We start from the raw sequence: 22,150 nt of genomic DNA, 5'->3' as shown, positions 1-22,150 counted from the left end.
AGGGGAAGGGCGTAGGGCGCCGGCGCGCGCACGGGCGCGGTGGCGCCGGTCCGGTCGCGGGCGTGCCCCTCGGACGCGTCGTCGGAGGTGGACACGCCGGAGGTGCCGGAAGCCGGGCACGTCGGGGTAGGCCGACGCGTCGGGCCGCCGGGGCGCGGGTGTGCCGCGCCGGGCCCCGGGAGGGCCGGGGCCGGTCGGACCGGATCAGGTCGCGAGGGCGAGGACGGCCGGGGGGCCGCGCCTGATCACCGTGTGCTGGAGCGCCCCGGTCGCCGGGGCCGGTGGACCGTCCTCGCCGGTCCGCGCCGTCCGGGGCTCCGTCGCGAGCGGCGACCGCACCCCGGCGAGCAGTGCGAGCACGAGGACGAGTGCCGTGCGCAGCGCCCGTACGAGTGCTTCCTCGGCGGCCTCGGCGGCGCCCCGCGCCGTGGTGTCGGCCAGCCGGTGCAGACGCAGCAGCGCGAGGTCGCCGCGGCGCAGCAGCCAGCCGACGGGGAGGGCCGCCAGCAGGTGCGCCAGGATCATGGGCAGACTCGGCAGGACCAGCTGGTCGAGGGTGCCGACCGGGGCCGGACCGGCGGCGGCCGCGGCCGCCGCCGGGTCGAGTCCCGCCGTCGTCACGATCCGGTGCGCCTCGTCGAGGGTGATCCGCTCGCTGGTCCCCCCACCGCACATCAACCGGGCCGCGGCCCGCACCAACGCGTCGTCCGCGGGTCCGCCGACGCCCGCGGGAGCGGCGTGCCCCTGCCCGGCGCCGAAGAGGGTGTGGAGCGCCAGCTGCCCGCCGGCCAGGGCCGTCGCGATCGCCGGCAGCGAGCGCTCGCGCCCGCTGAACGGCAGGGCGAGGACCAGGACGCCGGCGAAACCGACGCTCAGCGTCCACCGGGGAACGGCCTGGCTCGCGGCGAGGGAGTGTCCCAGTGCGGACAGCACGACGCAGACCGCGGTGAACACCGCGGTCCTCAGCAACCGTGGACCAAGGGGGACGGACATGGCCGGGCCATCATCCCACCGGGTTCCGGCGGCCCCGACGGCAGGTCCGGTGCGCCGCCTTTGGCTCCGGCGTCCCGAAGGCGCCCCGGGCCCCCCGCGCAGCGGCGTCCGGAGCAAGCGCGTCCACTGATCGGGGGACCGGGCGGCGGCATGACGCTTATGCGCCGCATACGGGGCAATACGTAACGATACGTCGAGCCGCAGCCAGGAGGCTGAAGCATGAGCATCTGGTGGTCTCTCCACTTGCGGCGCGAGGCTGCGAGCGTTCCGCTCGCCCGACGTCTCCTGCTCGGCACCATGGAGACCGCGGGTGTCGACCCGGACACCTCCTACGACCTGTCGCTGGCCCTCGGCGAAGCCTGCGCCAACGCGGTGGAGCACGCCGGGGAGGGGTCCGTCGAATTCCGGGTGACGGCGTACCTGGACGGTGAGAAGTGCCGTATCGAAGTGGCCGACTCCGGCCCGGGCTTCCCGCAGGAACCGGTGGACGTCGTCCCCGCCCCCCCGCCTGCCGACGCCGAGAGCGGGCGCGGCCTGCGGCTGATCGAGGAGCTCGCCGACCACGTCCACTTCGGGAACAGGGCGGGGCGGGGCGGTGCCGTGGTCTCCTTCGACAAGATCGTGAAGTGGCGGGCGGACGCGCCTCTGGTGCTGACGACCTGAGGGCCCCGGGCTCTGTTTCACGTGAAACAGAGCCCGTTCCACGTGAAACGTCCCCCCGCCGGAAGCCGATCCGGCGGGGGGACGCCTGATTTCTCGGCGGTGTCAGCCCTTCAGGCGCGCCATCCACGCCTCCACCTCGTCGGACCGGCGCGGAAGCGCCTCCGACAGGTTCCGGTTGCCGTCCTCGGTCACCAGGAGGTCGTCCTCGATCCGGACGCCGATGCCCCGGTACTCCTCCGGCACGGTCAGGTCGTCCGCCTGGAAGTACAGGCCCGGCTCGACCGTCAGGCACATGCCCGGCTGCAGGGTGCCGCCGACGTAGGCCTCGGTGCGCGCCGCCGCGCAGTCGTGGACGTCCATTCCGAGCATGTGGCCGGTGCCGTGCAGGGTCCAGCGGCGCTGGAGGCCCAGCTCCAGGACGCGCTCGACCGGACCTTCCAGCAGACCCCACTCGATGAGCCTCGTGGTGAGCACGCGTTGTGCGGCGTCGTGGAAGTCGCGGAACGCCGCGCCCGGCTTGACCGCCGCGATGCCGGCCTCCTGGGCCTCGTACACGGCGTCGTAGACCTTCCGCTGGAGGTCGGTGAACGTGCCGGAGATCGGCAGCGTCCGGGTCACGTCCGCGGTGTACAGCTCGCTGGTCTCGACGCCCGCGTCCAGCAGGAGCAGGTCGCCGGAGCGGACCGGGCCGTCGTTGCGGACCCAGTGGAGGGTGCAGGCGTGTGGGCCCGCGGCGCAGATGGAGCCGTAGCCGACGTCGTTGCCCTCGACGCGGGCCCGCAGGAAGAAGGTGCCCTCGATGTAGCGCTCGGAGGTCGCCTCGGCCTTGTCGAGAACCCTGACGACGTCCTCGAAGCCGCGCGCCGTGGAGGCGCACGCCTTCTCCAGCTCGGCGATCTCGAAGTCGTCCTTGACGAGCCGGGTCTCGGAGAGGAAGACCCGCAGCTCCTCGTCCCGTTCGGCGGTGACCTTGTCGGCGAGGGCCCTCTCGACGCCCGCGTCGTAGCCGCGCACGACGCGTACCGGGCCCGTGGCCCCGCTCAGCCTGCCGGGCAGTTCGCGCACGTCGCCGGTGGGAACGCCGTACAGGGTGGCGGCCTCGTCCAGCGAGTGGCGACGGCCCACCCACAGCTCGCCCTGGCCGGACAGCCAGAACTCGCCGTTCTCCCGATCGGAGCGCGGCAGCAGGTACAGCGTCGCGTCATGGCCCTCGCCGCCGTCCCGGGGCTCCAGCACCAGGACGCCGTCCTCGGTCTGGTCGCCGGTGAGGTACGCGTACTCGGTGGCGGCGCGGAAGCCGTACTCCGTGTCGTTCGCGCGCGTCTTCAGATGGCCCGCGGGGATCACCAGGCGCTCGCCGGGGAAGCGGGCCGAGAGCGCGTCGCGGCGTGCGGCCGTGTGGGCGGCCTGGGCGATCGGCCGCAGGTCGCGCAGCTCCGTGTCGGCCCATCCCGACCGCATGTTCTCGGCGAGCTCGTCGGAGACGCCCGGGTACAGGCCGTTCTTGCGCTGCTTGATCGGCTCTTCGCCGCCGTCCGGGGTCTCCGGAGCGAGTGCGTCGGCCATGGGTCCGCCTCCTCGGGTACGACACCGCCCCCTTCCCCGGGGCGGGAGCCCGAGGTACGCCCCCATCGTACGGGCGCACGCAGGAAGACCCGGGGCGGTCCGTCCGCTCGCAACCCGCCGGGGGACCGCGCCGCACGGGGCGCTTCCCGGCATGCCGGCCCGGAGCCGTCCTAGTCGAAGCGGGCCGCGAGCACGACGGCGTCCCCGGCGCCGGCCCGCCGGTCCCGGCCTCCGTCCTTCACGGACCCGCCGAGCACGAGGCGCAGCACGTGGTCGGCGACCGCCCCCGGATCGGCCCGCTCGGCCCTCGGCACGCTCGCCGCAGCGGCGTGCAACAGGGCGAATGCGCGGTCGACGGAGCCGCTGATCCGGCGCAGCAGGCCGTCCGTGTAGAAGAGCACCGTCTCCCCCGGCCGTACGTCGAGCTCCACGCTCGGTGCCTCCCAGCAGGGGAGCATGCCCATCGGCGCCGACACGGAGGTCTCGACGTACTCGGTACGCCGGTCGCCGACGACCAGGGGCGGCGCGTGCCCCGCTCCGGCCAGGACGATCCTCCGTCGTACCGGCTCCACGCAGGCGAACAGCGCCGTGGCGGACCGCGCGGGCTCGGTGAGCCGCAGCAGCAGCTCCAGGTCGGACAGCACGGCGACCGGGTCCTCGCCCTCCAGCACGGCGTACGCGCGCAGGGAGGCGCGCAACCGTCCCGCCGCGGCCAGGGCGCCCGGCCCCGTACCGGAGACGGATCCCACCGCCAGGCCCAGCGCACCCTCCGGCAGCGGCAGGGCGTCGTACCAGTGGCCACCCGGCGAACCGGCGACGCGCCGCGCGGCCAGCCGGACGCCCGGGACATGCGGCAGCCGGGTGGGCAGCAGTTCCTCGGTGAGGGCGTTGACCTCGGCGCGCCCGCGCTCCAGCTCCAGGAGCCGGGCCAGGTGCTCGGAGGCGTACCGTCCGTACAGACCGACGAGGTGGCGGCGGTGCCCGTCGGGTTCGGCCGGCTCGTCGTACAGCCAGAGGACGGCGCCCAGCCGGCCGGTCCCCTCGGCGGTGAGCGGCACGGCGTAGCTGGCGGCGAAGCCCAGGCGGGCGGCGACCTCGCGGTGACGGGGGTCCAGGCGCTCGTCGCCGGGGATGTCGGGGGTGGCGACGGCGCCCGGCGCACCGGACGGGGGCATCGCCGCTCCTCCGGCGCCGCGGCCGGTCGGTGCCCCGTGCTCCGAGGACGACGGCCGGGGATCGGGGAGCGGGCCGCCGGGCAGACCGTCGAGGAGGCGTCCGTGGGGGGTGGTGCTCCGGGGGAGGGTCTCGATGGCGCCCAGGTCGGCGTGGGCGAGGCCGAGCCCGACGGTGGCGGTGGGCCCCCGCCCGTCGGCCGGTTCGAGGACGGCCATGCCGCGGCGGGCCCCGACGAGGGTCGCACCGGCGCCCAGCAGTTCCCGGAGCGCCTCGTCCAGGGTGCGGGTGCGGGCGAGGCGTTCGGCGAGCCCCTGAAGGGGCGTCAGGTCCGGCGGCCGGTCCCCGTTCGGGGCACCGGGTTCGGATGCCGCGGCGGGGATACCCGAAAGAGGTGACGCAGTGTGGGCAGGGGCGGGGACCGTTGGACCGGTTCCGGCCACTTTCGGCAGGTGGGGGGTGCTCATGGCAACCGGCTTCCCGGCTGCTTCCCCTTGCTCCACAGCATCGCAAACCCCCATGTCAATCCGTATGTCATGGCGCGCCGTCACCGCTGCATCCAGATGTACACGTACACGTGAGGAGATGTCCAGCATTGTCCGGTGAGACATGCGGTGTCCGTGTGGTGTTGAACCTGGCCGAAAAATGGCTCTGGTGGAAAGGATTTACGGTCGACTGAGCGCGTTCGACAAGGGGCACCCCCCGAGGCGACACCGAACGGACACGGGGCTGCGTCGTGCCGGGCGGGCGGGATGCGCGATCGCGGGGTGCCGGGAGAGCCGGGGCGGTCCCGGAACTCCGCGGGAAGCCCGGACGTCCTCTCCCACGGGGACGCGCCCACCCCGGTGGTGCGGACGGTGTCCCGCGCGATCCCGCGCCACCCGCTCCACGGCCCCAGCAGACGCCGGCCCCCGACGGTGTCGTCCGACCGCTCGGCACCCCCCGCCGGCGGACCGGGCGGCGATTCGCCGCCCCGTACGCACAGTGAAGTAACGCACACGTGTTGTGATGTGGACCTCGGCGTTCAACGGAAAGGAACGAGCGCTCATGCGCGAGATCCCCGGAATGCGGCGCAGGCTCCGGTTCGGGCGCAGGAAGAGGCCGGCCCTCCTCGACGCGGCGCTGCACTGCGCCACCGAGTGGCACTGGCCCGTGCTCCCCGGCGTGGGGCTCGAGGCGGCCGAGCCGACCAGGGCGACGAAGACCGGCAGGGCGGTGGGCGGTCCCGGGGAAGGGACGCGCGCGTGCGCCTGCCCCGACCCCGACTGCGTCGTCCCCGGCGCGCACCCCTTCGACCCCGGACTGCTCGCGGCCACCACCGACGCCCGGATGGTGCGCTGGTGGTGGACGAACCGCCCCGACGCACCCCTGCTGCTCGCCACGGGCGGTCGTGCCCCGTGCGCGGTGAGCCTCCCGGCCGTCGCGGCGGCGCGCGCACTGGCCGTGCTCGACCGGCGCGGTCTGCGGCTCGGGCCCGTGGTGGCGACACCGACGCGCTGGTCGCTGCTGGTGGCCCCGTACTCCCTGGAGCGGCTCGGCGAGCTGCTGTACGCGAAGGACTGCGTACCGAGTTCGCTCCGGTTCCACGGTGACGGCGGCTATCTGGTGCTGCCGCCGTCGGAGACCGGTACGGGCGGGGTGCGCTGGGAGCGGCCGCCCGTGGCGGGGGCCCCGTGGCTCCCGGACGTGGAGGCGGTCGTGGACGCACTGGTCGAGGCGAGCGCGGGCGCCCCGGACGGGGGCAGCAGACTGCGGTACTGAGCGGCCGCGCCCGCGCCGCCGGGCGGGTCACCCGTACGGGTGGGAAGTCCCGCCGTCCGTACGGGAGGCGGACGCGGCCCCGAGGAAGGCCCCGCCACCGGCGGGGGCTCTTCGCCGGGCGGCGCAGGAGGCCGCCCGGGGAGGTGGAACGAGCCGGCCCTCCGCGTGGTCCGGCCCGGTGCCCGCGTGGCCGCCCCCGCCGCCCCGCCGCTCCCGTCGACGGGCACGGGGCCGACGGGGCTCCGGGGGACGTCCGCCGCTCCCGTCGACGGCCACGCCCCCCGCGCCCACCCGTGCACCGCTGCGGAACTTCGCCCCCGGAGGGTTCGGCCCGACCGCTTTTCTGTCTGAAACCGGCGGCACCGCGGACGGCGGGGCCGCCGCCTCCCCGTGCACCGCGGGCCCGCTCGCGCCCACCGGAAAGGGCCGGCGCGCCCCCGCGCCCGCCGACGGGGCCGGCGCCCGGACGCGGACGCGCCACCGCGACACGGTGGCGTGGAGCGGCGCCCGGACCCCGACCCCGCGGGCGCGGCCGGGCGCACTCCGCACCCGGAACGCGCCGCGACGGCGGACGGCGGGCCCTCCACCTGGGGATCCCGTGTGACGGCGGCGCCGGTGGGGTCCGCGGGCCGCGCGGCGTCCGCGCAGTCCGCGACGGGCGGGAGCCCGGGGAGCCGCCTTCCAGCGGGACGGGCGGCAACCGCCCACGGGCCGGACGCGGCGCCGGGGAAGGGACTCGTGGAAATGCGAGAACCCGGCCGCTGGCGACGGGGGATGCACCAGCGACCGGGCTTCTAGAACGGTAACAAGAGACCGGCGGTTGGCAAATCCGATCTCTCTTATTCGGACAACCGTTTATCGGGGGTGGGGATTCGGCGGGGATTCGGTTCCGTAAGCCGCCGGGAACCGCGGTCGGAAACCGCCGCCGGGGCCCCGCCCTGCCCACCGGGGCTTCAGCTGAGGGTGACCTGGCGGTTGGTGAGCCCGCCGCGCGCCCGCCGCTCCTCCGCCGTCAGCGGCTCCTCCGCCGCCAGCGCGCCCGCGAGCCGCTCCGCGAACGCGGCGGCCGGCTTCTCGCAGTCCTCCGCCGTCATACCGCTCGGGAGGTCCCACACCGGGACGACCAGGCCGTGGGCCCGGAACGACCCGACGAGGCGCGTGCCCTCACCCAGCGAAGACGCCCCGGCGGCGTGCAGCCGGGCGAGCGCGTCGAGCAGTTCCTCCTCCGGGTGCGGCATGACCCAGCGCAGGTGGTTCTTCTCCGGCGTCTCGCACCAGTACGCGGCCTCCGCGCCCGGCAGCCTCACGGTCGGGATCGCGGCGGCGTTGGCCCGCTCCAGCGACGCGGCGACCTCGGGTGACGCGCCCTCCGCGGACTCCGGCACCCAGAACTCGAAGCCCGTGTGGACGACCGGCTCGAAGCCGGCCCCCGGGTCGAGGAGGTCCTGGAGCCGGGGCCCCTCCGCCGGGACCCGGCGCGCGGGGACCGGGGTGCCGGGCTCGGCCTCCAGCGCGCGCTGGAGCGTGTCCGCCAGGTCGCGGCTCAGGTCACCGGAGGACGTGTCGTTCTGCAGCGCCAGCAGCACGGAGCCGTCGTCCCGGCGCAGCGCGGGCCACGCCATCGGCAGGACGGTCGCGAGCGTGACGGACGGCACGCCCTCGGGCAGCCCGCCCTGCGGGTGCAGCGGCGCGGTCGCGGCCGGCACCAGCTCGCGCAGCGCCACCCAGTCGCACTCGCCGGCCAGGCCCTGGAACGGGCGCTGGACGAGCTCGGTCACCGCGTGCGCGGCGGCCCGGCCGTGGCAGGCCTTGTAGCGGCGGCCCGAACCGCACGGGCAGGGCTCGCGGGCGCCGACGACCGGCACTTCCCCGTCCGTCACCTGCGGTGCGCCGGCGGCCTTCTTCTGGGGGCGCTTCTTGGCCATGGGTGGGTCTCCCGTTGGAACGCGGTCTCTGTCGGCCGCGAGCCTAGCCGTACGGGAGGGCGGCGGGCGTCAGTCCACGTCCTCGTACGCGTCGGCGAACCCCGGGTCGCCCACCAGCGGCACCGCGCTCGCGGCCGCACCGGTGCCGGGCCGGGAGGCCGCCCTCCTGGCCGGGCGCGCGCGGCGCGCGCCGTTCACGCGGGGGAGGGGCGGGGCGGTGAGACCGTCGTTCCGGCCGGCGGGGCGTGCGGCGGCGCCGTCGTGGCGCGGCGGCGCTCCCGCCACGAGGACCCACACCGTGACCTCGCCGGAGGCGCCGTCGCGCACCCCCCAGTCCTGGGCGAGCGCGTTGATGATGTTGAGTCCCCGGCCGCCGCGCGCGGTCACCGACGGCGTGGACGGCATCGGCCGGGTGGGACCACCGCCGTCCGTCACCTCGAGGGTCAGGGTGCCGTGGGCGTCGATCCGCCAGGCGGCCCGGACGGCTCCCCCACCGATCTCGGCGGCGTCCAGCGGCCTGCCGTACCGGCAGGAGTTGCTGAGCAGTTCGGAGAGGATCAGTACGGCGTCGTCGACGACCGCCTCCGGGACGCCGCCGCGCCGCAGCTGCTCCCGCACGCGGCGCCTCGCCTCGCCCACGCCCGCAGGGCCGTGGGGTACGGCCATGCTCGACGACGCCGGCACTCCCTGTGCCATCACCAACGCCACCCCCGAGACCTCCTTCGCCCCACGCCACGGTGTGGATGCCCTCCTGATCTGGGACGGAAACCGGCCGCTCCACATAGAGTGACGCATCCGACACGATTCGCCACGGAGTGAACGCGCCGGAGCACTCCGCGTGACTAACGGGAGGCGCGTCCCAGCTGGGACAGGACCCGCCCGGGGCGGTTGGTGATGACGGCGTCCACCCCGAGCCGGGCGCAGAGGTCGACGTCCCCGGGTGCGTCGACCGTCCACACGTGGACTTGGAGCCCCGCCTCGTGGAGGCGCTCGACGTACGCGGGATGGTTCCGGACGATCCGGATCGAGGGCCCGGCGATCCGGGCGCCGCCCGGGAGGCGGCCCTCGCGCGGCCGGACCGCGACGAACTGGGTGAGGTAGACGGTCGGGACGGCGGGCGCGGCCGCCGCGACCCGCCGCAGCGACCGGGACGAGAAGCTCATGATCCGTACGGCCGACTCGGCGGGGGTCGGCGGATCCGCGAGGCCGAACCGGCGCAGCAGCCGGACCAGCCGCTCCTCCACCCGGCCCGCCCAGCGCGTGGGGTGCTTCGTCTCGACGGCGAGCTCGACGCGGCGGCCCGCGTCGGCGACGAGCTCCAGCAGCCGCTCCAGGGTCAGGACCGAGGTGTACTCGGGGCCGTCCCGGTCCGGGCTCTCGCGGCTGCCCTTCCTCCAGGACCCGAAGTCGAGGGCGGCCAGGTCGGCCAGGTCCAGCGCCGAGACGGCGCCGCGCCCGTCGGAGGTGCGGTCCACGCGGCGGTCGTGCACGCAGACCAGGTGGCCGTCCGCGGTGAGCCGCACGTCGCACTCCAGGGCGTCCGCCCCCTCCTCGATGGCCTTCACGTACGCGGCGAGGGTGTGCTCGGGCGCATCCTCGGATGCGCCCCGGTGGGCGACGACTTGGACGGTGTGCCGGGCTGCGTGGGTCACCGCGTCATGGTGTCACCGTTCGCCCGGTGGGCGGAGCCCGGCTGGCGGTGCGCACCGGCCGCATCGGAGCGTGTCCCGATTGTCGGAGATAAAGGGTGGGTGGCGGAGGCGTGGCTCCCGCTTACAGTGGCCTGACGAGCGGTAGGAAAAGCTGAGTCCGGAGACCGCACGGCGGGTTCGTGCCGATACGACGACGTGGATACCGAGGAGAACGAGCTGTGAGCACCGAGAACGAGGGCACCGCGGTTCCGTCCGCCCCCGACGCCCCGTCCGCGTCCGCTCCGCAGGGCGCCCCGGCGGGTCCCGCGGCGCCCACGCCCCCTCCCGGGAACGCGGGGCGGGCGCCGGAGGGGGCGCCGCCGGAAGCAGGGGTCCCCGGGCCGGGGCCGGCGGGGCCGTCCGGAAGCGCGCACCCCGCGGCGCCCCCGCCCCCCGCCGCACCGCCCGCCCACCCGCCGTACGGCGCGCCGGGCGACGCCCGTGCCGCCCAGGCGTACGCCCACGGCCCCGCGGGCCACTTCGGCGACGCGTGGGGCACCTACCCGGCCGCGCCCGCCGCGGCCCCGCCGCGCAGGCGCTCCGGCGGGCTCGTCGCGACGGTCCTGGCCGCGGCCCTCCTGGCCGGCGGCGTCGGCGGCGGCATCGGGTACTGGGCGGCGGAGCGCGACGGCGGCGCGGGCACCTCGACGACGGTCTCGGTCGGCGACACCCCGGCCGGCTTCACGCGCGAACCCGGCACGGTCGCCGCGGTCGCCTCCAAGGCCCTGCCGAGCGTCGTCACGATCGAGGCGAAGTCCGGCGCTTCGGAGGGCGGGGGCGGCACGGGCACGGGCTTCGTGTACGACAGGGAGGGCCACATCCTCACCAACAACCACGTGGTGGCCTCGGCGGCCGAGGCCGGCACGGTCACGGCGACCTTCTCGGACGGAAGGGAGTTCGACGCCGAGGTGGTCGGCCGGGCCCAGGGGTACGACGTGGCCGTACTGAAGCTCCGCAACGCCCCCCGGGGCCTGACGCCCCTGCCGCTGGGGGATTCCGACAAGGTGGCCGTGGGCGACTCGACCATCGCGATCGGTGCGCCGTTCGGCCTGTCCAACACGGTGACGACCGGCATCATCAGCGCCAAGAACCGCCCGGTCGCGTCCAGCGACGGTTCGGGCGGCAAGAACTCGTACATGAGCGCCCTCCAGACGGACGCGTCGATCAACCCCGGGAACTCCGGCGGCCCCCTCCTGGACGGCCGCGGCGCGGTGATCGGCATCAACTCGGCCATCCAGTCCCCCGGTTCGGGCGGTCTCGGCCAGTCCCAGGCGGGGTCGGTGGGTCTCGGCTTCGCGATCCCGGTCAACCAGGCGAAGAACGTCGCCGAGCAGCTCATCAAGACGGGTGAGCCGGTCTACCCGATGATCGGCGCGACGGTGGACATGTCGGAGGAGGGCGGGGGCGCCACGATCGTCGAGAGCAGGGGCGGTACGCCGTCGATCACCCCGAACGGCCCCGCGGCCAAGGCCGGCCTGCGCCCGGGCGACGTGATCACCCGCTTCGGCAACCGCATCATCGACAGCGGGCCGACGCTGATCAGCGAGATCTGGACCCATCGGCCCGGTGACACGGTGGTCCTGACGTACGAGCGCGCCGGCCGGGAGAAGCAGGTCCGGGTCACCCTCGGCGAGCGCAAGGGCGACTGACCCCGCCGGTCCCCCGTCCCGCGGCTCCGCGTCCGGGGCGGTGGGGCCTCCCCTCCACCGCTTCACCGCGCCCCGGGCCGGCCGGTGGCGGCCTCGGGGACGCGGCGCCCGTCCCCGAGGGTCAGGGGCGGGCGCGGGCGGCCGGATCGTTCAGGCAGAGCGCGATGTTGCGGACCGCGGCGGTGAGTTCCTCGATCACCCGGGCGGCCTGCTCCGCGTTGTGGAACGCCGGGCGCTCGGCGAGGGACAGCCCCAGCTCCTCCGCGGCCCGGAGGGCCGGTCCGGCACCCTCGACGGCGGGAACGGGCGCCTCGGCCGCGGGCGCGGACCCCGGCGCGGCGGCCTCCGCCGCGGGCGCGCCGGGGGCCGCGGGTGCCGGCTGGTGCGCGGGCTGGTGTGCCGGTTCGGTGTCGGCGGGGGCCGGCGGGCCGGCCGGTACCGCGCCGCTCGACTGGCCGTGCGGGGCGACGTCCGGCGCGTTGCGCGTCCGGGGCAGTACGAACTGCTCGAAGCCCGGGAACTCCACGGCGGCGGAGTGCGCCGAGGAACGCGGGTCGTACTCGGTCTGCCACTGCACGCGGTAGCAGTCGACCTGGTCGGCGCAGGCCGTGCGGGCGTGGAAGACGGCCGTGTCCTCCCCGAGGTCGGGGTACCAGAGGTTCGGGCCGGGGAAGCGCACGGTCCGCATCCGCGGCCTGATCGGCTCGGCACACCCCATGCAGCAGTACTCCGGCACCATGAGCGGGATGCCGCCGTTCTGCTCCGGCCAGCGGGGGCCGCCCTCCCAGCGGTACTCGCCGTGGCGGCAGGGCGGCAGCTCGCCGCAGGCGCGGCAGACGGCGTAGTGCTCGGGCAGGACCTGCCAGTCGTGGCTGGCGGGGGCGCACCAGTGCTTCGGGGTGGACCGGGGCAGGTTCTCGTTGCGCAGCACCAGGATCACCGGGCGCTTGTAGAACTCGGCCCGCTCGGGGGCCGGTTTGACCGCCTGGTTGTTGGCTCGCCGCAGTTCGTTGGCGTGCCACCACAGTTCCACGTGGTCGCGCCAGGCCTTCTCGTAGGAGTCCGGCCACCGGTCGCCCGTGTAGCCGTTGATCTCCAGGATCCGCCACGCCTGCCGGTCGAGTACCACGATGGAGCCGGCCCGCAGTCGCATGTGTGTTCCGTTGTCCCCCTCGTCCGGCCAGTCGTGCCGGCCGATACGGGTGGGCTGGTCTGGGAGCCACCTGCGAACCTGCATGTCATGCTCCTCGGCAACGAAACTTCATAGTTTCAACTGGGGCAGTTGCCAACATTCTGGACAATACGGGCGTTCACCCTTGTGTAGACACGCGCACACTAGTGGTCGAAGACGACCGGAAACGTGTTCCGTGGAACCGCTTCCTTTCGGAAACGCCTTTGTCAGGCTGCTTTTTCACTCGTCAGGCTTGTTTTCGAGCCGATCCTTCACGCTTCCCGGAAGAGCGGCTCCGTACCCCGGCTCCCTGTCCCGACGCTCACCCGTACGCGTGATGCCGCTTCGGATGCCGTCACCCCGTACGTGTGCATCGTCCCCGCTCCGACGCTGCGGAACGCCGTGCGGCGGCACTTCCCAGGGCGAGGACGTGGTAGCGGGGCGGGCCCCTCGCCCCGCCGCCGTACGCGTCGTCCACGGTGCGCGGCGGGCGAGCGGCCCGCGCGCGGCCGTTCGGAACGGAGCCGTCGGCGCGCACCACCCGATGCGGCCTCCCCCGGCCCCCCTTCATCGCTCCTGTCGACCGGTGCGCACCCGTCCCCGCCGGCCAGCCGGTAGTCTGTAGCCCGCTCCGCAGCAGGCGAGTCGGGGCGAGGGTGGGTTGCCCGAGCGGCCTAAGGGAACGGTCTTGAAAACCGTCGTGGCGCGAGTCACCGTGGGTTCAAATCCCACACCCACCGCCAGAGGGAACGGCCCCTGACCAGCCGAGCGGTCGGGGGCCCTTCATATGTCCGGACAGCGTGACGGTCCGAGTTCCCCGTGCCTTCCCGCTGGACCGGGCACGCGAGGGGCCCGGTGGTTGGCGGGGCGGCTGCTGAGCCTCTCTGCCCTGCCGTTCCGATTCAGAGCACGACCCACACGGATGATCCGGCCGGTGACAGACCGGGGCGGATGAGCCGTTCCGTCGTTTTCGGTGCGGCTTCCGTTGCGTTCTGGTTCTGCTGCCCCTCCGGACGCTCGTCTGGGCTCTGGCCCTGCTGCTCGGCCTCACCGGCTTCGTCCCGGGTGCCGTCGGATACCGCACTGCCTCACGGCAGGGTGTCAGTCGTACGCAGCCTCTGACCGGCCTGGCGCTCTTGTCGGTGGGCACGGCAGCGGCCGTTGCGTACATGTTCTTCGTGTTCGCCCATCCACGCCTGCCGATTCAGGAGTAGGCCGACGGAACGGCTTCGGGCTGGAGTTGCTTTGGGGCGAGTGATCACGGCCCCGCGAGCTTCCGGCGCGCCGGGCAGTCCGTGGGCCTGCCCGGTGAAGCACGGTGTCGGGGCCATGATCTCGAGACCCGTCCCCAAGCGGCTGCTTGAAGCCGTGGAGCCGACCGCCCCAGTCACAGAGGGGGCTCGCCACCCATCAACCCGAGCTGTCAGGCGTGCGGCCGACGGCCGGGCTGGAGCGGGGCGGGGCGGGGGAGGGAGTGCAGGCCCGGACGACGGGCCGCGCTGTGCGCGCGGCGGGTGCCTTGATGAGGAAGAGGGATCCATGAGGTGGAGGAAGCCGTAACAGCTCAGCTGCGCAGGCGGCATTCGAGCGCGCGTGAACCGGCGTCCTGAGGCATCTGGTGGACCTCCACGAGGCGTTCGCCCTCGGTGAGTGCGGTGCGGCAGATCTTCAGTACGGGTGTGCCTGCGGCCAGGTTCAGGGCCGACCGTTCCTCCTCGCCCGGCGCCCGGACCCGCAGTTCTTCGGCGGAGGCGACGGGCCGCCCCCAGCTCGGCCAGGCGCGCGTAGCTGCCTCCAGGGCCGGTGTTGAGGGAGAGGACAGGGTGCCTGCGCACCGGCGCGGAAGGCGTCGGCGTGCGGGCCGCGCGTCGTCCCCGGCCGCGGAACCCTGACCTGGTGGCCGTTTCCTCCGTCTGCAGGAGGTGGAGCCTGCACCGCCCCTACGACCTGAGGGGGACGACGTTTCGGGACCTGGGGGCGATCCCCGGGCGGGCGCCCGCTCCTAGCGTGGTCGCATGACCGCGACTACTGGCCCCGTCTGCACCGGAGCCCGCACGGCCGCCACCGCGTACCCGTCCTTCTCCTCGTACGTGCGGGCCCGGGGGCCCCTCCTGCTGCGCACCGCCCGCTCGCTCACCGCCAACCCGAGTGATGCCGAGGACCTGCTGCAGACAGCCCTCACCAAGACGTACATGGCCTGGGAGCGCATCGAGGACCACCGTGCTCTCGACGGCTACGTACGCCGCGCCCTCATCAACACGCGCACCTCGCAGTGGCGCAAGCGCAAGGTGGACGAGTTCGCGTGCGACGAGCTGCCCGAGCCGCACGGCGTGCCGGAGTCCGACCCGGCCGAGCGGCAGGCTCTGCACGACACGATGTGGCGCGCGGTCCTGCGGCTTCCCGACCGGCAGCGCGCCATGGTCGTCCTCCGGTACTACGAGGATCTCAGCGAGGCGCAGACGGCGGCGGTGCTCGGGGTTTCCGTGGGCACGGTCAAGAGCGCCGTCTCCCGCGCGCTCGGCAAACTCCGGGAGGATTCGAACCTCGCACCGGTGCGGTGAGACGGACGGCGCGCCGCACCCGGGGGTCGCGTCCGGGCGGGCACGGCCCGCAGGGGACGCCCACGAGCGGTGTTTCACGTGAAACGTCGGGATTCCACGTGAAACCGCAGGCCTCTGGGTAGTGACATACCGCCTGGTATGCGCGCAGAATCTCCAGACCACACCGCCGCGTAGCGAGCGCACACCGGGAGGACGCCGTGCTGAGCACCATGCAGGACGTACCGCTGACCATCACCCGCCTCCTCCACCACGGGATGAAGATCCACGGAAAGTCGCAGATCACCACCTGGACCGGAGGACCGGAGCCGCGCCGCCGCAGCTTCGCCGAAACCGGCGTCCGGGCCACGCGGCTGGCCGGCGCCCTGCGCGACGAACTCGGTGTCACCGGCGACGACCGGGTGGCGACCCTCATGTGGAACAACGCCGAGCATGTCGAGGCGTACCTGGCGGTCCCCTCCATGGGCGCGGTCCTGCACACGCTCAACCTGCGCCTGCCGGCCGAGCAGCTGATCTGGATCGTCAACCACGCCGCGGACCGGGTGGTCCTGGTCGACGGCTCCCTCCTCCCCCTCCTCGCACCGCTCCTGCCGCACCTGCCGACGGTCGAGCACGTCGTCGTCTCCGGGTCCGGCGACCGCTCCGTCCTGGACGAATCGATTGCGCAGGTCCACGACTACGAGGAGCTGACGGCGGGCCGGCCGGACACCTTCGACTGGCCCGAGCTGGACGAACGCCAGGCAGCGGCCATGTGCTACACCTCCGGCACCACCGGGGACCCCAAGGGCGTCGTCTACTCCCACCGCTCCGTCTACCTGCACTCCATGCAGGTGAACATGTCCGACTCGATGGGGCTCACCGACCGCGACACGACTCTCGTCGTCGTACCGCAGTTCCACGTGAACGCCTGGGGCCTACCGCACGCCGCCTTCATGAGCGGGGCGAACATGCTGATGCCGGACCGCTTCCTCCAGCCCGCTCCGCTCGCCGAGATGATCGAGAGGGAGCGGCCCACGCACGCCGCCGCCGTCCCCACCATCTGGCAGGGCCTCCTCGCCGAGGTGACCGCCCGCCCCCGACCTCCTCTCCTCCATGGCCGACGTCACCATCGGCGGTGCCGCCTGCCCGCCCTCCCTCATGGAGGCGTACGACGAACTGGGCGTCCGCCTCTGCCACGCGTGGGGCATGACGGAGACCTCACCGCTGGGCACCATGGCGCTCCCGCCGGCCGGTCTGTCCGACGAGGAGGAGTGGCCGTACCGCGTCACCCAGGGCCGCTTCCCGGCCGGTGTCGAGGCGCGGCTGGTCGGTCCGGCCGGTGAGGTGCTGCCCTGGGACGGCGAGTCGGCCGGTGAGCTGGAGGTCCGCGGCCCGTGGATCGCGGGCGCCTACTACGGCGGCGCGGCGGGCGAGCCGCTGCGCCCCGAGGACAAGTTCAGCGGGGACGGCTGGCTGAGGACCGGCGACGTCGGCGTCATCAGCCCCGACGGCTACCTCACCCTCACGGACCGTGCGAAGGACGTCATCAAGTCGGGGGGCGAATGGATCTCCTCGGTCGAGCTGGAGAACGCCCTGATGGGACACCCGGACGTCGCCGAGGCCGCCGTCGTGGCCGTTCCGGACGAGCGGTGGGGCGAGCGCCCGCTCGCGACGGTCGTCCTCAGGGACGGCACGTCCCCTGGCTACCAGGCGCTGCGCGCGTTCCTCGCGGAGTCGGGCATCGCCGGGTGGCAGCTGCCGGAGCGCTGGGCGGTCGTCCCCGCGGTACCGAAGACGAGCGTCGGAAAGTTCGACAAGAAGGTGATCCGCAGGCAGTACGCGGCCGGCGAGCTGGAGGTCACCCGGCTCTGACCGGCCCTTCGGGTACGCGGATGAGGGGGCGGACGGGAACCGCCCCCTCACCGCGTCAGTTGGTGCCGATCTTCGCGAGCAGGTCGACGATCCGCGACTGCACCTCGGGGTTGGTGGACCGCTCCGCCAGGAACAGCACCGTCTCGCCCGACGCCAGCCGCGGAAGGTCCGCCTCGTCGAGGCCCGCCGAGGTGTAGACGACGAGCGGTGTGCGGTTCAGGTGGCCGTTGGCGCGCAGCCAGTCGATGATCCCCGCCCGGCGGCGCCGCACCTGCATCAGGTCCATGACGACGAGGTTCGGCGGCAGCCGTGTGGCGAGCGCGACCGCCTCGCCGTCCACCGCCGCCCGCTGCACCTGCATGCCGCGCCGTTCCAGGGCGGCCGTCAGCGCGTGCGCGATCTCGTCGTGCTCCTCGATCAGCAGGACCCGCGACGGGTGCTGCTCGCTGTCGCGCGGCGCCAGCGCCTTGAGGAGTACGGCGGGGTCGGCACCGTAGGCGGCCTCACGGGTGGCCTGGCCGAGGCCGGCCGCCAGCAGCACCGGCACCCCGGCGGCGACCGCGGCCTGACGCAGCGACTGCAGGGCGGTACGCGTGATGGGCCCGGTCAGGGGGTCCACGAACAGGGCCGCCGGGAACGCCGCGATCTGCGCGTCGACCTCCTCGCGGGAGTGCACGATCACCGGTCGGTAACCACGATCGGTCAGCGCCTGCTGGGTGACGACGTCCGGCGCCGGCCAGACGAGGAGGCGTCGGGGGTTGTCCAGCGGTTCGGGTGGCAGCTCGTCGTCGACGGGCTGCGGCTGCGGCTCGTTGGCGACCTCCACGGCGCCGCCCGGTCCGTCCAGCGGCTCGGGACCCTCGTCCGCGCCCTCGTCGGGTGCCCCTATCTCGTAGGCGCGTCCCTCGGCGGCGGGCGCGGCGAGGCGTTGGTGGGCGGGGGGCGCGGCGTGCGGTGCCGGGGTGGGGCCCCCGGCCGCGGGTGCGGCGGCGGACGCCGCGTCGGGCGCGGGCCGCGGGCCGGTCTCCGGGGGCGCGGCCAGCCTGCGGCGGCGCCCGGAACCGCTGCCGGTGCCCTGGGCGGGCGTCTGGTGCTGCGCCGCGCCGTTCGTCTGCGCGAACGGCGCGCCCTGGCCCAGGGTACGGACGTTGAACGCCCGGCCCTGCGTGGAACCGGCCGCGTCGGCGGGCGTGCCGGCGGCGGGCGGCGGACCGTCCGCGGCGGGCGGCGGCACGGGGGCGCCGTCGGGAGCCGGGGTGGCAGGCGGTACGGGCACGTCGGACGGCACGAGCGCACCGGACGGACCCGGGGGGACGGGTGCGCTCCGGGGCGCGGTGGTGCCGGGCGGCACGGGGGCGCCGGGGCCCGTCCGGGTGCCGGGCGCACCCGAGGGCGGGACGGCGCCGGGCGCACCCGGTGGCGGGACCGCGCCAGGCACACCGGGCGGGACCGACGTACCGGGCGGGACCGGCGCGTCCGGAAGGATCGGAAGGGGGTGGGGCTGGGGCGGGGTGTGGTCGGCGCCCGGTACCGCGTGCACGGCGTCGTGACGGCCTTCCTCGACCCGCGCGACCGGTCGCGCACCCCGGCCGACCGGGGAGGGCGGGGCGGGGGAGCGGTCCGCCTCCGCCGGCGGCAGGGCGAAGGCCGGCCGCCCCGCGCCCTCGCCGGCCGCCCCGGTGCGGCCCTGGCCCACCGCGAGCGCCCGGCGCGCACGGCGCCCCGTGGGTGCCTGCCCAGACACCGGAGCGGGTGGCAGCGCCGGCAGGGCGTCACCCGCGGGGGCGACGCCCTGCGGCGGGACGGTGCTTCCCAGCGCCACCGGACGGGCCTGCGCCGACTCGGAGGCCATCACGACGGAACCCTCCGCCGGCACGGCCTCGGCCGCACTGGGCCGCCCGCGGCGGCGCCCGGTCGGTTCGGGACCTCCCGTCCCCGGCGCGGGCGGCCGCTCCCCCGCCGCGTCCTCCGGGGACGCGGCACGGCGCCGACCGGTCGGCGGGGCCGCCACGGGGTCCTCCGCGCGTACCGGGCTGTCGAGGAACGCGTCCGTCGAGGCGCGCCGCGCCCGCCGGCGCCCGCTTCCCGCGGTGGCGTCACCGGGACGGGGGTCGGGGCCCGGAGCGGAGCCCTGTCCCGGACCCGACTGCTGGGCGGGCAGCACCACCACGCCCGCGCCGCCCGTGGCCGGCTCGGCCCCGGACCCGGCGGCGACCCCGTCGTCCCCCTCGGGAGCGGCCGGGGCGTCGGCCCCCCTGCCCGCTCCCAGCGGCACCTCCAGGACGTACGCGCTGCCGCCCGCACCGGGTACTTCGTGCGTCTGCAGGACGCCGCCGTGCGCGCGTACGATCCCGCGCACGATCGGCTCGTGCACCGGGTCGCCGCCCGCGTACGGCCCGCGCACCTCGATCCGCACGACCTCACCGCGCTGCGCCGCGGCCACCACGATCGTCGAGTCGGCGTAACCGCCGTCCGCCACGACGCGCGCCTTGCCCGTGGAGTCGACGCCCGCGACGTCGGCGACCAGGTGCGCCAGGGCGGTCGCCAGGCGCGCGCCGTCGATCTCCGCCTCGATCGGCGGCGCGTGCACCGCGAACTGCACCCGCCCCGGGCCGATCAGCTCGACCGCGCCGTCGATGCCGCTCGCCACGACCGCGTCGAGCAGCGCGGGCTCCTTGCGCAGCTCCTCCTCGCCGACGTCCAGCCGCTGGAAACCGAGGACGTTGTCGACCAGGGTCGTCATCCGGGCGTATCCGGCGGCCAGGTGGTGGAGGATCTGGTTGGCCTCGGGCCACAGCTGCCCGCCGGGGTCCGAGGCGAGCGTGCCCAGCTCGCGGCGCAGCTCCTCCAGCGGCCCGCGCAGCGACTCGCCCAGGACGGCGGTCAGCTGGGCGTGCCGCCCGGCGAGCGACGCGCACCTCTTCCCGGCGTCGGCGAGCCGCTCCTCGTACGCGGCGATCTCCGCCTCGTGCTTCTCGGCGGTCTCGGCGGCCTTCGCGGCGTGCTCCTCCTCGAGCGCGGCGATCCGGCCGGCGTGCTCCTCGGCGAGCTGCTCGTACGGCCGCCGGTCCGCGAACGTCATGACGGCACCGACGAGCTGGTCCCCGTCCCTCACGGGTGCGGTCGTCAGGTCCACCGGAACGGCGGAGCCGTTCTTCGCCCAGACGACCTGTCCCCGGACGCGGTGCTTCCGTCCCGAGCGCAGCGTGTCGGCGAGCGGCGACTCGTCGTAGGGGAAGGGCTCGCCGTCAGCGCGCGAGTGCAGCATCAGCGGGTGGAGCTCCCTGCCGCCCAGGTCACTGGCCCGCCAGCCCAGGATCTGGGCGGCGGCGGGGTTGACCAGGACGATGCGCCCCTCCGTGTCCGTGCCGACGACGCCCTCGGAGGCGGCGCGCAGGATCATCTCGGTCTGGCGTCGCGAACGGGCCAGCTCGGCCTCGGTGTCGATGGTCCCGGAGAGGTCGCGGACGACGATCATCAACAGCTCGTCGCCGCTGTACGAGCTGGGGCCGTACGAGTCGTACGCCTCGCGGCCGTCCTCCAGGCCGGCGCTGGTGACCTCGACGGGGAACTCGTCCCCGTCCGTCCGCCGCGCCACCATGCGGGTCGGCTTCGTCCGGCCCAGCCGGTCCACGGCCTCGGGGCGCCGCATGGAGCCGGGGATGAGGCGCGAGTCGAACGAGGGCAGCAGGTCCAGCAGACCGCGCCCCACCAGCGCCGTACCGGGCGTCTCGAACATCTCGAGCGCGATGGTGTTGGCGTTGACGACCGTGCCGTTGGTGTTGACGAGGACGAGCCCGTCGGGCAGGGCGTCGAGTATGGCTGCGAGGCGAGCAGCGCCTCGGGATGGCCTGCTGCTCACGACGACGCTTCCTCCCACTGACCTACTGCCGCTTACGGAAAGGAGTCTAAGGGTTGGGGGTGTACACGGGGCGGCGGACGAGGGGCGGCTCTGCGCCGGGTTGTGTGCGCGTGCCGTGTGTCCCCGGCCCGTAACCGCTGGTGAGCGCGGCGCCGCGTTACGACCGCGCCATCGGGAGGACGGGCTGGAGATTCTCCCAACGGGCGATCTCGCAGCCGTTCGTCCGGGCGAAGCGGGCGTCGACCTTCCGGCCGTGCCAGGTGCCGGTGATGCGGGCGGTGGCCGGGCCGCCGTGCTGCTGGGTGCACATCCGGTCCTGGGGGACGGGCGCGAACGGGTCCCGGCCGTTCGCGGACAGCGCCTCCAGCCGCGCGCAGGCCCGGTCGGCCCGCGGGTGGGTGCCGCCGCCCTGGTCGCCGTCGCACTCCAGCCGGAACGTCCCGTCGGCCGCCGGGTTGCCGGACCGCTCCACGGTGATCGTCAGCGAGTCGGGGGAGGAGAGCAGCGGGGGCAACAGCGGCAGCGGCGGCAGCGGTGCGGCCGCGGCGAGGGGCGAGGCGACGCCGAGGGCGACGACGGAGGCGGCGGAGGTCAGGACGAGACGGCGCAGCATGGTGCACTCCAGGGGTTCGGGAACCGTGCGGGAGGCCGGCGTGGCCGGCTCCCCCACCCCCTCTAACGCCGCACCGGGCGCAGCGTTGCGCGACGGTGGGCCTTTGCCCTGCGGCCCCGACGCCTAGTACCGTGGACGGCGATTGGTGGCGCGGCCCCGTGCTGTGTCATCATCTGCACGCACCACACGCGCGAGCGGGTGCGCTGGAGGCGTCGCCTAGTCCGGTCTATGGCGCCGCACTGCTAATGCGGTTTGGGCCTTAAAGCCCATCGAGGGTTCAAATCCCTCCGCCTCCGCACCACGGAAGCCCCGGCCCCACGGCCGGGGCTTCCGCCGTTCCCCGACGCTTCCGGACGGGTCCGCTGGATGATTTGTCCGGTTCCATGCGGGTTCGCCTAATGGATTTCGCGTCGCGGCGCAGGTCATGTAATGTTGTTCTCGCAACGCCGACCGGGCCGAAAAACCCGGGAGGAAAGCCGGTAAGAAAGATCACCGGCAGGCACTCGTAGCTTAACGGATAGAGCATCTGACTACGGATCAGAAGGTTGCAGGTTCGAATCCTGCCGAGTGCACAGCAGGACAGAGGCCCGGACGAGAGTCCGGGCCTCTGGCGTTGTCGGGCCGTACAGCGGTGGAGCGCAGCAACCGGATCCGGCCGTTCGCACCCCCGTCGC

Annotated in this window: 14 protein-coding genes, 3 tRNA genes and 1 pseudogene; 8 read left to right on the top strand and 10 right to left on the bottom strand. The window is 74.7% G+C overall.

Features of this window, described 5'->3' with window-relative positions; genetic code table 11:
* Positions 1-204 precede the first annotated feature (204 nt).
* The gene (locus LUW75_RS12050; protein ID WP_250335608.1) at positions 205-993 is read right to left on the bottom strand and encodes a hypothetical protein; all 789 of its coding nucleotides are present in this window, start codon (positions 991-993) and stop codon (positions 205-207) included.
* 219 nt (positions 994-1,212) lie between these two features.
* Here LUW75_RS12050 and LUW75_RS12045 point away from each other — a divergent pair, with 219 nt between their 5' ends.
* Complete coding sequence (locus LUW75_RS12045) at positions 1,213-1,656, top strand: ATP-binding protein (protein WP_250335607.1); 444 nt, start codon at positions 1,213-1,215, stop codon at positions 1,654-1,656.
* A 102-nt stretch (positions 1,657-1,758) separates the two neighbouring features.
* Here LUW75_RS12045 and LUW75_RS12040 read toward each other — a convergent pair whose 3' ends face one another.
* Together LUW75_RS12040 and LUW75_RS12035 are read right to left on the bottom strand one after the other, a co-directional pair.
* Positions 1,759-3,222, bottom strand: coding sequence for an aminopeptidase P family protein (locus LUW75_RS12040; RefSeq protein ID WP_250335606.1), 1,464 nt, complete (start codon positions 3,220-3,222; stop codon positions 1,759-1,761).
* Between the two features lie 170 nt (positions 3,223-3,392).
* Positions 3,393-4,991 carry a PP2C family protein-serine/threonine phosphatase gene (locus tag LUW75_RS12035; protein ID WP_250337635.1) on the bottom strand — a complete coding sequence of 533 codons (1,599 nt, stop codon included), beginning with the start codon at positions 4,989-4,991 and terminating at the stop codon, positions 3,393-3,395.
* 451 nt (positions 4,992-5,442) lie between these two features.
* On the opposite strand from LUW75_RS12035, the gene LUW75_RS12030 reads away from it, so the two are divergent.
* Entirely contained in the window at positions 5,443-6,156 is a 714-nt protein-coding gene (locus LUW75_RS12030; RefSeq protein WP_250335605.1) for a bifunctional DNA primase/polymerase, read from the top strand.
* Between the two features lie 953 nt (positions 6,157-7,109).
* Here the strand turns inward: LUW75_RS12030 and LUW75_RS12025 are convergent.
* The 3 genes from LUW75_RS12025 to LUW75_RS12015 form a co-directional block, all read right to left on the bottom strand.
* The gene (locus LUW75_RS12025; protein ID WP_250335604.1) at positions 7,110-8,081 is read right to left on the bottom strand and encodes a DUF5926 family protein; all 972 of its coding nucleotides are present in this window, start codon (positions 8,079-8,081) and stop codon (positions 7,110-7,112) included.
* A 69-nt stretch (positions 8,082-8,150) separates the two neighbouring features.
* Positions 8,151-8,876 carry an ATP-binding protein gene (locus tag LUW75_RS12020; RefSeq protein WP_250335603.1) on the bottom strand — a complete coding sequence of 242 codons (726 nt, stop codon included), beginning with the start codon at positions 8,874-8,876 and terminating at the stop codon, positions 8,151-8,153.
* 47 nt (positions 8,877-8,923) lie between these two features.
* The gene (locus tag LUW75_RS12015; protein ID WP_250335602.1) at positions 8,924-9,733 is read right to left on the bottom strand and encodes a glycerophosphodiester phosphodiesterase family protein; all 810 of its coding nucleotides are present in this window, start codon (positions 9,731-9,733) and stop codon (positions 8,924-8,926) included.
* A gap of 218 nt (positions 9,734-9,951) precedes the next feature.
* Here LUW75_RS12015 and LUW75_RS12010 point away from each other — a divergent pair, with 218 nt between their 5' ends.
* Positions 9,952-11,421: a S1C family serine protease gene (locus LUW75_RS12010; protein WP_250335601.1), complete on the top strand. Its 1,470-nt coding sequence runs from the start codon at positions 9,952-9,954 to the stop codon at positions 11,419-11,421.
* A gap of 121 nt (positions 11,422-11,542) precedes the next feature.
* Here LUW75_RS12010 and LUW75_RS12005 read toward each other — a convergent pair whose 3' ends face one another.
* On the bottom strand, positions 11,543-12,658 hold the full coding sequence (locus LUW75_RS12005; protein ID WP_250335600.1) for a hypothetical protein: 1,116 nt from the start codon (positions 12,656-12,658) through the stop codon (positions 11,543-11,545).
* Positions 12,659-13,247: 589 nt separating this feature from the next.
* On the opposite strand from LUW75_RS12005, the gene LUW75_RS12000 reads away from it, so the two are divergent.
* Positions 13,248-13,335: transfer RNA gene (locus tag LUW75_RS12000), tRNA-Ser, on the top strand.
* Between the two features lie 821 nt (positions 13,336-14,156).
* Here LUW75_RS12000 and LUW75_RS24965 read toward each other — a convergent pair.
* Entirely contained in the window at positions 14,157-14,390 is a 234-nt protein-coding gene (locus LUW75_RS24965) for a UTRA domain-containing protein (protein ID WP_462933791.1), read from the bottom strand.
* A 217-nt stretch (positions 14,391-14,607) separates the two neighbouring features.
* Between LUW75_RS24965 and LUW75_RS11990 the strand changes: the two genes are divergently transcribed.
* Positions 14,608-15,153, top strand: a complete 546-nt coding sequence (locus LUW75_RS11990) for a SigE family RNA polymerase sigma factor (RefSeq protein ID WP_250335599.1) — start codon at positions 14,608-14,610, stop codon at positions 15,151-15,153.
* A 197-nt stretch (positions 15,154-15,350) separates the two neighbouring features.
* A pseudogene (locus LUW75_RS11985) lies at positions 15,351-17,001 on the top strand (long-chain fatty acid--CoA ligase).
* A 55-nt stretch (positions 17,002-17,056) separates the two neighbouring features.
* Here the strand turns inward: LUW75_RS11985 and LUW75_RS11980 are convergent.
* Both LUW75_RS11980 and LUW75_RS11975 read right to left on the bottom strand, forming a co-directional pair.
* Positions 17,057-20,863 carry a response regulator gene (locus LUW75_RS11980; protein ID WP_250335598.1) on the bottom strand — a complete coding sequence of 1,269 codons (3,807 nt, stop codon included), beginning with the start codon at positions 20,861-20,863 and terminating at the stop codon, positions 17,057-17,059.
* Between the two features lie 157 nt (positions 20,864-21,020).
* Complete coding sequence (locus LUW75_RS11975; protein ID WP_250335597.1) at positions 21,021-21,476, bottom strand: SSI family serine proteinase inhibitor; 456 nt, start codon at positions 21,474-21,476, stop codon at positions 21,021-21,023.
* Positions 21,477-21,681: 205 nt separating this feature from the next.
* Between LUW75_RS11975 and LUW75_RS11970 the strand changes: the two genes are divergently transcribed.
* Positions 21,682-21,772 (top strand) — tRNA-Ser (locus LUW75_RS11970).
* A gap of 203 nt (positions 21,773-21,975) precedes the next feature.
* Positions 21,976-22,048: transfer RNA gene (locus tag LUW75_RS11965), tRNA-Arg, on the top strand.
* Positions 22,049-22,150: the final 102 nt, after the last annotated feature.

The organism is Streptomyces sp. MRC013, assembly GCF_023614235.1.
Classification (GTDB): domain Bacteria; phylum Actinomycetota; class Actinomycetes; order Streptomycetales; family Streptomycetaceae; genus Streptomyces.
The sequence above is the reverse complement of the archived record's forward strand: the minus strand, read 5'-3'. Positions and strand labels throughout refer to the sequence as shown.

Bases quoted from the DNA above. Each gene is read 5' to 3' on its own strand.
- LUW75_RS12020 (WP_250335603.1), bottom strand. From the start codon at position 8,876: ATGCGTCACTCTATGTGGAGCGGCCGGTTTCCGTCCCAGATCAGGAGG.
- LUW75_RS12005 (WP_250335600.1), bottom strand. From the start codon at position 12,658: ATGCAGGTTCGCAGGTGGCTCCCAGACCAGCCCACCCGTATCGGCCGG.
- LUW75_RS11990 (WP_250335599.1), top strand. From the start codon at position 14,608: ATGACCGCGACTACTGGCCCCGTCTGCACCGGAGCCCGCACGGCCGCC.
- LUW75_RS12025 (WP_250335604.1), bottom strand. From the start codon at position 8,081: ATGGCCAAGAAGCGCCCCCAGAAGAAGGCCGCCGGCGCACCGCAGGTG.
- LUW75_RS11975 (WP_250335597.1), bottom strand. From the start codon at position 21,476: ATGCTGCGCCGTCTCGTCCTGACCTCCGCCGCCTCCGTCGTCGCCCTC.
- LUW75_RS12045 (WP_250335607.1), top strand. From the start codon at position 1,213: ATGAGCATCTGGTGGTCTCTCCACTTGCGGCGCGAGGCTGCGAGCGTT.
- LUW75_RS12030 (WP_250335605.1), top strand. From the start codon at position 5,443: ATGCGCGAGATCCCCGGAATGCGGCGCAGGCTCCGGTTCGGGCGCAGG.
- LUW75_RS12035 (WP_250337635.1), bottom strand. From the start codon at position 4,991: ATGCTGGACATCTCCTCACGTGTACGTGTACATCTGGATGCAGCGGTG.
- LUW75_RS12050 (WP_250335608.1), bottom strand. From the start codon at position 993: ATGTCCGTCCCCCTTGGTCCACGGTTGCTGAGGACCGCGGTGTTCACC.
- LUW75_RS12040 (WP_250335606.1), bottom strand. From the start codon at position 3,222: ATGGCCGACGCACTCGCTCCGGAGACCCCGGACGGCGGCGAAGAGCCG.